This is a genomic window from Gluconobacter cerevisiae, assembly GCF_015244675.1.
In the GTDB taxonomy this organism is placed as follows: Bacteria; Pseudomonadota; Alphaproteobacteria; order Acetobacterales; family Acetobacteraceae; genus Gluconobacter; species Gluconobacter cerevisiae.
The window spans coordinates 420,426-434,232 of record NZ_JABCQO010000002.1 but is presented as its reverse complement, the minus strand read 5'-3'; the positions used below and the strand labels follow the sequence as shown (position 1 = coordinate 434,232).

13 protein-coding genes are annotated in these 13,807 nt (G+C 59.0%); 5 read left to right on the top strand and 8 right to left on the bottom strand.

Features of this window, described 5'->3' with window-relative positions; all coding sequences use genetic code 11:
- The first annotated feature begins 259 nt into the window (after nt 1–259).
- Nucleotides 260–646, top strand: a complete 387-nt coding sequence (locus HKD21_RS04825; RefSeq protein WP_194254446.1) for a TipAS antibiotic-recognition domain-containing protein — start codon at nt 260–262, stop codon at nt 644–646.
- Here HKD21_RS04825 and HKD21_RS04820 read toward each other — a convergent pair.
- The 3 genes from HKD21_RS04820 to HKD21_RS04810 form a co-directional block, all read right to left on the bottom strand.
- Nucleotides 609–905, bottom strand: coding sequence for a hypothetical protein (locus HKD21_RS04820; protein WP_228120941.1), 297 nt, complete (start codon nt 903–905; stop codon nt 609–611). The genes HKD21_RS04825 and HKD21_RS04820 overlap by 38 nt on opposite strands.
- 122 nt (nt 906–1,027) lie before the next feature.
- Entirely contained in the window at nt 1,028–2,170 is a 1,143-nt protein-coding gene (locus HKD21_RS04815; protein WP_194254444.1) for a DegT/DnrJ/EryC1/StrS family aminotransferase, read from the bottom strand.
- Nucleotides 2,167–4,092 (bottom strand): polysaccharide biosynthesis protein, encoded by a 1,926-nt coding sequence (locus HKD21_RS04810; RefSeq protein ID WP_194254494.1) that lies wholly within the window; start codon nt 4,090–4,092, stop codon nt 2,167–2,169. The genes HKD21_RS04815 and HKD21_RS04810 overlap by 4 nt, the downstream gene beginning before the upstream one ends.
- 144 nt (nt 4,093–4,236) lie before the next feature.
- Between HKD21_RS04810 and HKD21_RS04805 the strand changes: the two genes are divergently transcribed.
- A complete protein-coding gene (locus HKD21_RS04805) occupies nt 4,237–5,220 on the top strand; it encodes a glycosyltransferase family 4 protein (RefSeq protein ID WP_194254443.1) in 984 nt (327 codons plus the stop codon).
- Nucleotides 5,221–5,232: 12 nt separating this feature from the next.
- Here the strand turns inward: HKD21_RS04805 and HKD21_RS04800 are convergent, their stop codons facing one another.
- A complete protein-coding gene (locus HKD21_RS04800) occupies nt 5,233–5,634 on the bottom strand; it encodes a MarR family transcriptional regulator (RefSeq protein WP_194254442.1) in 402 nt (133 codons plus the stop codon).
- Between the two features lie 298 nt (nt 5,635–5,932).
- Nucleotides 5,933–7,324 carry a M17 family metallopeptidase gene (locus tag HKD21_RS04795; RefSeq protein WP_194254441.1) on the bottom strand — a complete coding sequence of 464 codons (1,392 nt, stop codon included), beginning with the start codon at nt 7,322–7,324 and terminating at the stop codon, nt 5,933–5,935.
- 98 nt (nt 7,325–7,422) lie between these two features.
- Here HKD21_RS04795 and HKD21_RS04790 point away from each other — a divergent pair, with 98 nt between their 5' ends.
- From HKD21_RS04790 to fdxA, 3 genes are all read left to right on the top strand, one after another.
- The gene (locus HKD21_RS04790) at nt 7,423–9,981 is read left to right on the top strand and encodes a helicase-related protein (RefSeq protein WP_194254493.1); all 2,559 of its coding nucleotides are present in this window, start codon (nt 7,423–7,425) and stop codon (nt 9,979–9,981) included.
- Entirely contained in the window at nt 9,978–10,256 is a 279-nt protein-coding gene (locus tag HKD21_RS04785) for an RNA-binding S4 domain-containing protein (RefSeq protein WP_194254440.1), read from the top strand. The genes HKD21_RS04790 and HKD21_RS04785 overlap by 4 nt, the downstream gene beginning before the upstream one ends.
- A gap of 92 nt (nt 10,257–10,348) precedes the next feature.
- Complete coding sequence (gene fdxA, locus HKD21_RS04780) at nt 10,349–10,681, top strand: ferredoxin FdxA (protein ID WP_099285255.1); 333 nt, start codon at nt 10,349–10,351, stop codon at nt 10,679–10,681.
- A 165-nt stretch (nt 10,682–10,846) separates the two neighbouring features.
- Here the strand turns inward: fdxA and cyoD are convergent, their stop codons facing one another.
- From cyoD to cyoB, 3 genes are read right to left on the bottom strand one after another with little or no spacing between them, the layout of a single operon-like run.
- A complete protein-coding gene (gene cyoD / locus HKD21_RS04775; protein ID WP_194254439.1) occupies nt 10,847–11,176 on the bottom strand; it encodes a cytochrome o ubiquinol oxidase subunit IV in 330 nt (109 codons plus the stop codon).
- A complete protein-coding gene (gene cyoC / locus HKD21_RS04770; protein WP_194254438.1) occupies nt 11,176–11,796 on the bottom strand; it encodes a cytochrome o ubiquinol oxidase subunit III in 621 nt (206 codons plus the stop codon). The genes cyoD and cyoC overlap by 1 nt, the downstream gene beginning before the upstream one ends.
- Nucleotides 11,797–11,814: 18 nt before the next feature.
- Nucleotides 11,815–13,803: a cytochrome o ubiquinol oxidase subunit I gene (cyoB, locus tag HKD21_RS04765; protein ID WP_194254437.1), complete on the bottom strand. Its 1,989-nt coding sequence runs from the start codon at nt 13,801–13,803 to the stop codon at nt 11,815–11,817.
- Nucleotides 13,804–13,807: the final 4 nt, after the last annotated feature.

Below are 13,807 nucleotides of genomic sequence, written 5' to 3'. Positions count from 1 at the left end.
ATCTGGCGCTCAGACAACAAAAATACCTCACTCACAGGCCTACCCTCCATCGGTAAGCCTGTGAATCACAACCTCTCGCTCAGTTCAATAAATTAATAGGTCCTGAGCCTAGAAAGCCCAGCTCCGCGTTCTTGAGGCCCGGCGTACCGAACTCGACGCCATTATCGGCCAGATGAAGACCGCCTGCGCTACCATTTCAGGAGAAACGGTTCCGGACCTGACGTCTTTCTGCGCCCTCATCAGCAAAGGACAGCAGTACATGACATCCACAGCCATGAGAGACGTACTGGATCAGTATTTCACGTCTGACGAACAACAACGTTGGCAGGACATGGCCAACAGCCATTTCCCCCCGACGCAATGTACGACATACACGAAACAGTGGGAGATGCTCATCGGTCAGTGCGAAGACGCGCTGCGCCGTCAGGTCACCCCTGAAAGCGCCGAAGCCGCTAAACTGTTGGCGAACTGGAAGGCTCTACAGCAACCCTTGCAGGAAGCGACCGGTCCAGAACTTTGGGCCAAGGCGAACCGGATGTATCTGGAGCGGGATAACTGGGAAACGTCCGAGCGAAAGCTGCCTTTCAGCCCGGACGTTCAGGACTTCATTATTTCGGCCGCGCGCCATCAGGCTGCAACGCCATAAGCTGCGCATCGGGAAAAGCATTCATCCGATACGGGCCGTTCTTCTCAAGCTGAACGCCCACGATATCGTCCTGCTTCTTCTGTTTCCAGATGGACACAATCAACGGCTGTCCCTGCGCCGTGGACATTTCAAGAATGACCTGCCCCGGTGCAGGCGGTCGCTCGCCCGACGGGCCCCAGGCCGTCTCATGCGACTGAAGCCACAGATTGACCTTCTGAACTTCATCTGCCGACAGATCGCGACTGATGGGCGCGCTCATCAGTCCCGCAGTCACCTGCGGAAATTTCCAGGCATGCAGAAGCGGCCAGGTCACAAACCAGATAACGCCCACTGGAATAAGGACCAGGGCCCCAAAGACAAAAAGAAGTTTCTGCTCGCGTCTCACGCCTGTTCTCCTGCCCACCGATTAAGGGCTGCAATGATGTGGCGAACGTCCTCGTCCGTCAGCTCGGGATGAATGGGAAGTGCCAGAACCCGCGTACCAAGCTCTTCCGCGACCGGCAGGGAGGCTCCGTCATGATGCGGCGCATAGGCTGGCTGATGATGCAGCGGCTTGGGATAATAAATGGCGGTCGGAACGCCTGAATCCTTCAGAAACGCCTGAAGCGACTCCCGCTTCGCCGCATCCGGCAGCAGGACCGTATAGATCGCCCACGCGCTCTCGCTGTCAGGCACGCGTGCGGGCGATACAATCCCCGCAGGCATCCCGGCATCATAGGCCGCCGCAATCGCATCACGACGCTTCAGTTCTGCATCAAACACATCGAGCTTTGCCAGAAGTACAGCCGCCTGAAGCGTATCCAGACGCCCGTTGATCCCGATCCGCTCGACTTCATAACGCGTGCGACCTTCGCCATGCGTGCGGAGGGAATGATACAACGCCGCCAGATCATCATCGTCTGTTAGGATCGCACCGCCGTCTCCATAACCACCCAGCGGCTTGGACGGAAAGAAAGACAATGTGGTCGCCTTCGCCTCATGTCCCAGACGGCGGCCATGATAGGTCGCCCCAAAAGACTGCGCACAGTCGGCCACCAGCGTCAGACCTTCCTGCGCCGTCCAGAGCTTCAGTTCGTCCCAGGGCGCAGGTTGTCCGAACAGATCCACCCCGATCACGACCCGCGGCTCCAGATCCTCTGCCTGACGGACGGCCTCGAGCCGCGCCTTCAGCGATTCAAGACTGATCTGGAAGGTCTGCGGATCAACATCCACGAAAACCGGCGTCCCACCCAGCAGCAGTACGACTTCTGCCGTCGCGGTGTAGGTGAAAGCTGGTAGGAAAACCGCATCTCCCGGCCCGATTTCTTCAGCCATCAGTACCATCAGCAGTGCATCCGTGCCGGATGAGACGCCGATCGCATGTTTCGCGCCTCCGAACTCTGCCAGACGCTGCTCCAGTTCCTGCACTTCCGGGCCAAGCACGAAACGGCAATGCGCCATGACGGCATCCACGCGCTTCTGGATGCGGCCGCCGAGGCGTGCCTGCTGGGCGGGAAGGTCGAGAAAAGCAATCTGCCGTGTCATGGTGCTATCATCTCCGGATCGGGATGGGAGACCGCAACCGGCATTCCGCCGTCACGGTTATGAAGGAATTCAGGAACCAGCCTGTACAGGATGGTCATGATCGCGCCCAGATCGTTTGCGCGGCAGGCCATTTCCAGTTCGTCCATCGCAAGTTTCGCCACCCTGAAATCGACAGTCCGCGGAGACGCCATCCGCAAACCGGGTGCATCGGTCGGAACTGGGGCCTCGCGGCCGTGGAACAGTTCCTCGAACAGCTTTTCACCCGGACGCAGCCCTGTGAAGCGGATTTCGATATCGGTTTCGGGACGCAGCCCGGCCAGCCGGATCATCTGGAACGCCAGATCCATGATCCGCACCGGATCGCCCATATCGAGCACGAAAATCCCGCCCTGCTTGAGGCGCCGATCCGTCGCGTCGTGTTCCGCACGCTCATGCGTTCCACGCACAGCCGCCTGCAAAACAAGCCCCACAGCCTCCGGCACCGTCATGAAATAGCGAGTCATGTCCGGATGCGTGACCGTCAGCGGTCCGCCATGTTCAAGCTGCCGTTTAAAGAGCGGTACGACCGATCCCGTGGACCCCAGCACATTGCCAAACCGCACGGTCACGCACCGCATACTGCCCTGCCCGGCCCGCGCGCGCATATCGAGCGCCTGCCCGTAAACCTCCGCACAGCGCTTGCTGGCCCCCATCAGACTGGACGGATTGACCGCTTTATCCGTGGAAATCATGACCATCGCCTGTGCACCGGCACGCTCGGCCTCATCCGCCACGATCCGCGTACCGATCACATTCGTCAGCACACCCTCGACCGGATTGTCTTCAACGATGGGCACATGCTTGAGAGCCGCCGCATGAAACACGATCTGCGGTCGGTACTCTCCAAAAATTTCTGCCATGCGCCGCCGATCGCGCACATCCGCGACGATCTGGTGGCGCGTCACGCTGCCAAAACGCTCGGAAATATCCAGATTGATCTGCCACAGCGCATATTCGCTGCTTTCGATCAGGAGAAGCATAGCGGGCCGGAAAGACGCGATCTGCCGCGCAAGCTCCGAGCCGATACTGCCTCCCGCCCCGGTCACAGCGATAACCCGACCACAAATCAGCCGTGTCATACCCTGCGAATCGAGTGCAACGGGAGGACGGTTCAGCAAATCCTCAATCGCGATAGGCCGAAGCTCCACGCGATCCGCCGGCTGCAAAGCTGTCAGCGACGGCGTTCGCTGAACGTCGATGTCATAAACCCGCGCCGATTCAAGAATCCGGGCCAGTTCCCGCCCTTTGATTTCTCCATTGGTCAGAACCAGGGCGTCGGGCAATTTTCCAGCGGCGAAAAGCCTCTCCAGAATAGCGGGGGTTTCGCTGATCGTTCCCAGAATGGGGCAATCATGAATACGCCGCCCGGCCTGCTGTGACCCGCCAGTCAAAATTCCCACTACACTGCGACTGTTCTCGCTATCGCGCTCCATCGCCCGGATGAACAGATCCGCCTCATGATCAGCGCCCAGCAGCAGAATGCGCTGATTGGCCAGCGCGCTGCTCTTACGCCGCGCCGCCAGCCGCCACATCATGCGAACGGAGCCGAGAAACACCAGCAGAACCAGCGCATGAATGATCGGAAAGGTCGGCGTCGGCAGCGGATACCCCGCCACACGTAACAGCCCGGCGAACAGCAGTGCGCTCAGAACCGAGGCGCAGGCAATATTGAATAGGTCCGCCACGCCCGAGAACCGCCAGTACTGCTGCGGAACACGGAACGGTAACCCGCCAACCAAAAGCGTGATGCCACCACCCGCAATGAACCATAATGGATGGAGCCATCCCCCGGCCGGATCTGCCAGCCAACGTGCAACAGGCGCTGCCGCCGCAGACACGACTCCGTCCAGCGCGACATTGAGCGCAATGCGCCGTGCCTGCATCGACGTACGCGAAGCCGGGCTGGCAGGCGGCCTGAAAGAAGGCTCCGAAGGGGGCATTGAGGCCAAGGATGCAGGGCCTGTAGGATCAACTGATGTCACCTGCCCCTTATAGCGCCAAAAACCTCTCTTCCATAAAGTCGTCAGATGCCCTTTTCTTTCCAGAATATTAATATTGGAATCACACTCCCCTGCCTTGCCGCAGTTGTGCTGTGTAATATCCTGATCCTGTTCATGATCCGCGCAGGCGTTCTGGATCATCCGGTTGCCCGTAGCTCGCATACGAGACCAACACCCAAAGGTGGCGGCATCGGCATCGTCGGGGCCTTCGTCCTCTGTCTGATCCCGGCCCTCCGCACATCCCATGCCGCCGTGTCCCTTATTCCCGCCATCACGGGATTACTGATCGGCATGATCGTACTCGGCGCCGTATCGTGGCTCGACGACATGCGGCCGTTCCCCGCCCGCTACAAACTCGCAGCCCAGTTTCTGGCCGCTATCATCGCGGCATTCGGAGCAACATACGGCACGGATACTCCATTATGGATGTTGGTGCCCTTCGTCCTCGCTGCGGTCTTCATCACGAACGCCCTGAATTTCATCGACGGGATCAACGGCCTTGCTTCCGGCGTCATGGCTATCTCCGCCCTGTTTCTGGCCAGCGCAGGCATCATGCCAGTCGCGTTCATGCTGCTCGCCATCTGTCTGCTGAGTTTCCTGCCTTATAATTTTCCAAAAGCCCGGATTTTCATGGGCGACGTTGGCAGCCAGCCGATTGGCCTCGCCATCGCCTGGGGCGGCATGACAGGCTTTGGCACAGGGGGCAGCGTCCTCGTGATCGCGCTGCTCTCAGGCGTACTGTGGGACGTGACGTTCACGCTCCTGCGTCGTGCCCGTGCCGGAGACAGACTCGCGCAGGCCCATCGCGGCCATCTCTATCAACTGGCCGTCCGCTCGGGTCTGCCCGTGCCGCTCGTTACTTTTTTATATTGGGGATTTGCCCTGTGGGGCGCTGCAGCATTCGCCACAGGTCAGATCATCACGACAGTTCTGATGATCGCCCTGCCACAGATTCTGTGGACAGGATATATCTGCACGCGAGCCAAAGCCCGCGTGCAGGATCGCTGGTAACCAGCGGATCGTTCAACCAGCGCGGCGGCTGCTCAGACGCTCAACGGAAGCCGAAGCCCGCTCTGTGCGCGTCGAACGGGTGCCGGAGGCTTCCGTCATGACGGCGCGCATTTCACGCAGGAATGCGGAACCCTTCAGCGTACGCTGAACGAGGACCGAACGACGGTCCAGCGGATCGACCTTACGACGGGCCAGATCCAGTTCGCCCAGACGATCAAGCGCGCGGGTGATTGCGGGCTTGGAAACCTTCAGCTCAAGGGCCAGACCGCGAACCGTGTGAGCACCGTCCCGCAGGTAGCAGGTCAGGAAAACGGCAAGCTGTCGTGCCGAAAGATCGGGACCGTCACGACGGACCATGGAAACGATGGTGTCGCACAGAAGATTGAGCATCTGATCATTGGTAGCCTGGGGCATGATCTCTCTCCTAAACAGTTCGACGCCCTGTTGTCCGATCCCATAACGGGGAGCGGGCGGCTGGGGGCCAACATGAAATTTCTCTGCCTCTCCTTCCCGGGAGAGGCGTCAGTTGCACTCAGATGGTGATTTGGAACGCATACGCAAGCATACGGGTTCCAAAACATTCCAGTAGACGATGACTCTGCATCGAAACGATAAGAGGCATATGCCTCATTGAAACGCGTTTGACACCCTAATCTTTCAAGCCTTCTTCACACCGACACACTGTTTCCTGAGTGAAACGCTTCATGAAAGCTCAGAAATTGTTATGAATTCGTGACAATGTTTCCAGAATTGCCCGAAGACCAAGCACTTCTCCGCCTTCAGGACGGCCCGGACGCCCTCCGTCATTCCACGCATAAGTGTCGATATGTGCCCATTTCTGGCCATCCGGAACGAATTTCTGAAGATAAAGCGCGGCCGTAATCGCACCAGCCATGGGTTTTGACGTCACATTTCCGAAGTCAGCGACTTTACTATCAAGCCATGCATCATAGCCATGCCAGAGTGGCATTCTCCACATTACATCGGCCGTCGCTTTTCCCGATTCGAGAATAAGCGAGGCCAGTTCATCATCATTACTGAACAATGCCGGCACATCCGAGCCGAGTGCCACACGTGCTGCACCCGTCAGGGTTGCAGCATCAAGAATGACATCCGGACGATTTTCGGACGCTTCCGTTATCAGATCACACAACACCAGCCGCCCCTCTGCATCCGTGTTGCCAATCTCAACCATTTTTCCGCTGCGCGTTTTCAGAACGTCTCCAGGACGCATCGCATGTCCCGACACGCTGTTCTCCACGCAGCCCAAACGCAGTTCCAGATCCACATCCAGTCCCAAGTCGATTGCCGCGCACGTCACCGCAAGCATCAGGGCTGCTCCGCCCATATCTTTCTTCATCCGCAGCATCCCTGCCGCCCCTTTGAGGTCGTAGCCGCCCGTATCGAAACATACGCCCTTGCCGACCAGCGAAACCCGCGGCGCGCCCTCGCGAGCCTTCCAGCGCGCGACGACCACAACCGGCTTGCGTTCGGACCCCTCGCCTACCTCCGCCAGACACGGATATGCCCTGCGCAGATCGTCTCCCTCGACAAGACTGACGCTCGCTCCACGATGCACCAGTGCCTTGCCTGCCATTTCCGCAAGCTCTCGCGGCCCCAGAAGATTCGCAGGCATGTTGATCAGGTCCCGCCCGAAGCACACAGCCTTCGATATCGCCACAAGGCGCGCCGCATCGTCAGGAACAACCATCCGTGTCGCGCGCGGTTTTATTTCTCCAAGACCGAACCGATACGCCCCCATGCAGAACCCAAGCAGCGCACTCTCCAGCGCCCCGGCTTCCAGTCCATGCAGCACGGCCGTCCAGTCACCCTCGGGCAACGTCGTACCCAAAACCCCGAAAGCCTCCGGATCATTTGCCCGCGCAGACCCCACACACAGGATTGCAGCCCCGATCCCGCCTTCACCCGGCAGGAGGGTAAAAGCGCCGTCTTTCCCGGAAAATCCCTGCGCTTGCAGAAAAACGGCATGCTCTCCGAGAAGACCGGAAACCGCAGCACTGTCCTCACAGGCCACGAGATGCACCAGACGCGCCGCAGGCGCTTCAGCAGAGGTCACGAAGGGAAGCTGGGGATGCGAATTCATGTGATTTTCTTCCTCAAAGACCTGCCTCCCCCGAGAAAGATCTGTCGGGAGGGCTTCAGATGCTTGCTTTTGCTCCGCAGGCACCCGACCATTCAGACATGAAGGGTGCATTCTACGGAACCTCGTCCAGCGACCATACCATGCCAGTCAGCATCCGTGCTGCCCTTGGCCCCACCAATACCGGCAAGACCCATTATGCCCTGACGCGCATGATGGCCCATGCGTCCGGCATCATCGGCTTTCCCCTGCGCCTGCTGGCCCGGGAAAACTACGAGCGCCTCATCAAAATCAAGGGCGAGCGTCACGTCGCCCTCATCACGGGCGAGGAAAAAATCGTCCCCCCCGGCGCGCGCTGGTTTTCCTGCACTGTCGAGGCCATGCCGCTGGACCGCAAGGCCGAGTTCATCGCCATCGACGAAATCCAACTCGCTTCAGATCCGGATCGCGGCCACGTCTTCACGGACCGCCTGCTCCACGCACGCGGCACAGTCGAGACGCTGTTCCTTGGCGCCGAAACCATCCGCCCGCTGCTTCAGAGACTCGTTCCCGGCATCGAGATCGACATCCGCGCCCGCCTCTCGAGCCTCGCCAGCACCGGACACACCAAACTCTCCCGCCTGCCCCCACGCTCGGCCATCGTCGCGTTCTCCATGAGCGAAGTCTACGCGCTGGCCGAAGTCATCCGCAGACGCCGGGGGGGCTGTGCGGTCATCATGGGCCAACTCAGTCCTCGTACCCGCAATGCCCAGGTCGAGCTCTACCAAAACCGCGACGTGGATTATCTCGTCGCAACCGATGCCATCGGCATGGGGCTGAACATGGACGTCGATCACGTCGCCCTGGCCCAGCTCAGCAAATTCGACGGCACCGTCCCCCGCCCCCTGTTCCCACAGGAAATCGCCCAGATCGCCGGACGCGCCGGACGCGGCATGAAAGACGGTACCTTCGGTACCACAGCCGACTGCCCTCCAATGTCCAGCGCCCTCGTCGAAGCCGTCGAACAGCACCGCTTCGACCCGATCCAACGCCTCTACTGGCGCAATCACGAACTGGACTTCACCAATCCTGCCAACCTGCTCAAAAGCCTGACGCGCCCGCCACCGCTGCGGGGCCTGACCGCAGGTCGCGTGGCCTCGGACGTCACCACCCTCGAATCCCTGATGCTCGATCCGGATGTTCGCGAGATCGCCCGAGGCAAGCGGGCCACGACCCTGCTCTGGGACGTTTGTCAGATCCCCGACTTTCGCAAGCTCGGCGATGACAGCCACACCCGCCTCTGCGCGCGTCTCTATATTCATCTGGTTAAGGAAGGGAGCATTCCTGCGCACTGGATGGAAGGCCATATTCGTGGTCTGGCCAAAACCGAAGGTGATATCGACACCCTCATGCACCGCCTCACCGGCGTGCGCGTCTGCTCCTATGTCGCCGCCCGCACCGAATGGAGCCGCCATTCCGCCATGTGGCAGGAGCGTGCCCGCGAGGTGGAAGACCAGCTCTCCGACGCTCTGCACGAACGCCTCACCGCCCGTTTCGTGGACCGCCGCGCCACCACGCTTCTGCGCCGCCTGGACAGCGACGGCGACCGCACACTGCTGTCTGCCGTCAAACCCGATGGCGACGTTCTGGTAGAAGGTCACAGCATCGGACGCATCCGGGGCTTCACACTGGAGACGGACGTGGCCTCTGGCCCTGAGCGCCAGATGATCCTGCGTGCCGGACGCAAGGCCCTCATCCACGAAATCCCCCGCCGGATCCGTCTCCTACAGGACGCGCCCGACACCGCCCTCAGACTAGACGCCAGGACCGGAGATCTTTTCTGGGATGAAATTCCTCTTGGCCGCCTCATCGCAGGCACATCCCTGCTCCGCCCCGCCATCCAGCTTTTTCCAGCCGAGTTCACCGACACGGTCCAGAAAACCCATGTCGAAACCCGTCTGCTGACATTTGTGGTAAACCTCATCCGCACGGATCTGAAAGCCCTTTATCGCGCCCATGCCGTCGCTGACCGCGAGCCAGGCCTCCGCGCCATTCTGCACCGCCTCACGGAAGACGGCGGCATCACCGAAACCCTACCAGAAGATCAGGCACTTCCCGCCGCCCTGCGCAGCAAGCTGCGGAAAAACGGTGTCGAAGTCGGACGTTTTTCAATCTTCTGCCCGGCTTTGTTCCGGACGCGCCCTCTGGATCTTCTGGGGCTGTTGCATGCCCTGCAGCACCAAACGCCGCACCGCCCGACAGCACCCGGTCGCGTCTCACTTCCATGGTCCGCCATCAGCGGGCAATTTGGCTGGATCCGTGCCGGAGATACGGGCCTGCGCCTCGACATTGCAGAACGCTGCATCGCGGAACTGCACCAGCTTGCACTTCGCCGCAACCACATCGCACCGCCCGATCTGGCCTCCAGACTGGGTGTAAAGACCGACAGCCTTCCAGACGCCCTGAAAGGTCTGGGCATTGCGCATCAACCCGCCGAGACTCAGTCCCTAACCTATGCTGGCCCGCCACGCCCGCTCATGATTCTCCACGATCGCAAAACCCGAGTCTCCCGTCACCCCAGAACCCCGCAACATGGATCTGCGTCCAGACGCCCCTCCCCTCCACGAACTGACAGTCCTTTTGCGGCCCTCGCTATCCTCAGGGAAAAAGTCCGCCCATGAACGAACCCTATCAGCGGCTGGACCAGTGGCTCTATTACGCCCGCATCGCCAAGACACGCCCGCTTTGCGCGACCATCGTCGGGAAAGGCCGCATCCGCATTAACCGGCAACCCACCGGTAAGCCCCATGCCAAGCTTCACATCGGCGACATATTGACTTTTCCCGCAGTTTCTGGCGGAGAAGTGCGCGTGTGGCGCGTCTTGGATCTTGGTGAACGCCGCGGTCCGGCAAAAGAAGCCGCACTTCTTTACGAAGTCATCACAGAAGACGGCTGACGATGCTTGCGTCTGACGCCAAACCTTCGCATATCATCCCGCTCGGATGAAACCGGCCGGATGCCGGACCAGCAAGACGATCGGAGACGTCAATGACCTATGTGGTCACAGAAAACTGCATTCGCTGCAAGTTCACGGATTGCGTGGAAGTCTGCCCCGTAGACTGCTTCTATGCAGGCGAAAACTTCCTTGTCATCAATCCTGATGAATGCATCGACTGCGGCGTATGTGAGCCGGAATGCCCGGCCGAAGCCATCTTCCCCGACAGCGACAACCGCGCCGCGCCGTGGATCGAGGTTAATGCGAAATATTCGGCTCAATGGCCGAACATGACCCGCAAGATCGACGCCATGCCAGATGCGGAAGAATGGAAAGACAAGCCAGGCAAAGCTGCCATGCTGTCTGAAGCACCGCATCAGGGCTGATCCTTCTCCGACACGAAAATGCACCCCACCCGGTCTCTCATGAGACCGGGTTTTTTCATGCCTGCTACCCTGATCAGCACCGCGATCCAGGACTGACGCAAGGCACAAAAAAAAGGCTGGCAGGATTTCTCCCACCAGCCCTTCCCTCAGGTTTCAAAAGAAACCTTAGCGGGACATCATGTTGATTGCAGTGTCATGCATGATGAAAAGCGTACCGCCGATGATAACGACCACCGTTGCCGCAGCAAAGATGAAGCACATCAGGTTCCAGCTCTGCTCGCTGCTGGTGTTCAGATGAAGGAAGAACACCAGATGAACAATGATCTGCACGACGGCAAGAACCGTCAGTGCGGCCAGCGCCATCCCGGGAGACAGGGCGTGGGTCATGACGGCGGCAAAAGATGCCACCGTCAGGATCACGGCCAGAACGAAGCCGATCAGATAAGCCGAATAGGAGCCGTGGCTACCATCGTGGGCTGTGTGTGCCTGAGCCATTACATCACTCCTGCGAGATAGACGAACGAGAAGACACAGATCCAGACGATGTCGAGAAAGTGCCAGAACAGGCTGAGGCAGGCCAGCTTGTTCATCATACGCTCGGACAGATCCTGCGGACCCATCATCTGCACCATCAGAACAGCCATCCAGATCAGGCCGCAGGTGACGTGCAGACCATGCGTTCCAACCAGCGTGAAGAACGCGGAAAGGAATGCAGAACGGTCAGGGCCATTGCCTTCTGCGATCATGGAGCTGAATTCTTTCAGTTCCAGACCGACGAAGGATGCGCCCAGCACGAACGTAATGGCGAGCCAGACCAGAACCATCGTCTTGTTCTTCGCCAGCGCGTTCAGCGAGGCAAAGCCGTACGTGATGGACGAGAACAGCAGAATAGCCGTCTCGATCCCCACGTTCGTCAGGTCGAACAGTTCCTTGCCCGACGGGCCACCGGCATACTGGTTCCGGAGGACCGCAAAGGCAGCGAAGATCGACCCGAACAGGACACAGTCCGTCATCAGGTAGAGCCAGAAGCCAAACACGTTGGGGGACTCGTGATGATGTTCCCCGCCGTGATCGTCGGCGTGTGCCAGAGGCGACATTGTTGCTTCGTGAGCCATAAGTCTTATGCCTCCCTCTTACTCTGCTGCCTGCGCCGCAGCGATACGACGAGAATAGACTTCCTCGTTGTGCTCGATTTCGCTCACCGGGACATAGTAGTCGACGTCGCGGTTTGCGCTGCGCAGGATCATGGTTGCAACGATACCGATCAGGCCGATGGCAGCGAGCCACCAGATGTACCAGATCGAAGCGAAACCGAGGATGAAGCTGAACAGACCGATGAAAACACCCGCAGATGTGTTCTTCGGCATGTGGATCGGAGCCAGCGGCTTGCCGTGAGCCTTAAGACCCAGCTGCTTCTCGGTGTGGAACGTGTCGAGACCATGAATGTCAGGAATGACCGCGAAGTTATAAGCCGGCGGCGGAGAAGAAATGGACCACTCCAGCGTACGGCCGTTCCACGGATCACCCGTCAGATCAAGGTTCTCGGGCAGATTACGGTCACGGATGGAAACGTAAAGCTGCGTGAGCTGGCAGACGATACCAAGAGCAATAACGATCGCCCCGGCTTCAGCTGCAAGCATCCACGGATACCAGTCGGGATTGTCGTAATGGTTCATACGACGCGTCATACCCTCGAGACCGAGGACATACAGCGGAACGAAGGCGAGATAGAAGCCTACGAACCAGCACCAGAATGCCCGCTTGCCCCAGGTTTCATTCAGCTTGAAGCCGAAAGCCTTCGGGAACCAGAAACCCATGCCCGCGATGTAACCGAAATACACACCGCCGATGATGACGTTATGGAAGTGGGCAATCAGGAACAGGGAGTTGTGCAGGATCCAGTCGGCAGCCGGCATAGCCAGCATCACGCCCGTCATGCCACCGATGGAGAAGGTAATCATGAAGCCGATCGTCCAGTACATCGGAGCCGTGAATTCCACGCGGCCCTTATACATCGTGAACAGCCAGTTGAAGATCTTCACGCCTGTCGGGACGGCGATGATCATCGTCATGATACCAAAGAAGGTATTGACGTTGGCACCTGCACCCATGGTGAAGAAGTGATGCACCCACACGACAAAGGAGAGCACCATGATGGAGCACGTGGCGTACACCATCGTCTTGTAGCCAAAGAGCGGCTTCTGGGAGAATGTTGCCGTAACTTCGGAGAAAACACCGAACGCCGGAATGACGAGGATGTAAACTTCCGGATGGCCCCAAGTCCAGATCATGCTGAGGTAAAGCATGACGTTACCGCCGGCATCATTCGTAAAGAAGTGCATGCCGAGATAACGGTCAAGGCTGAGCAGACCCAGCGTTACCGTCAGAACCGGGAAGGATGCCATGATCAGCACGGTCGTGCAGAACGCAGTCCAGGTGAAAACCGGCATCTGCATCCAGCCCATGCCAGGTGCACGCATTTTGACAATGGTCGTGAAGAAGTTCACGCCTGTCAGCAGCGTACCGACACCGGAGATCTGAACAGCCCAGATATAGTAGTCAACACCGACGCCGGGGCTGAACTGCATTTCAGACAGAGGCGGGTAAACCAGCCAGCCGCACTGCGCAAACTCACCGATGAACAGCGAGATGTTGATCAGCAGGGCTCCGACCAGCGTCATGTAGAAGCTGAGCGAGTTCAGGAACGGGAACGCAACGTCACGCGCACCGATCTGAAGGGGAACCACCAGGTTCATCAGACCCGTCATGAACGCCATCGCCATGAAGAAGATCATGATGGTGCCGTGAGCGGAGAAGACCTGATCGTAGTGATGCGGCGGCAGATAACCGGGGTTACCCTTATATGCCAGCGCAAGCTGGGTCCGCATCATGATGGCATCCGCGAAACCGCGGAACAGCATGACGATCGCCAGGATGATATACATCACTGCAAGACGTTTGTGGTCGACAGTCGTCAGCCAGTCACGCCAGAGATAGCCCCATTTACCGTAATAGGTGACAGCACCCAGTACGGCGAGACCGATAACAGCAACACCAAGGAATGTACCGACAAGAATCGGAACATCCAACGGTATGGCTGAAAAGGAGAGTTTTCCGAGCATCTGT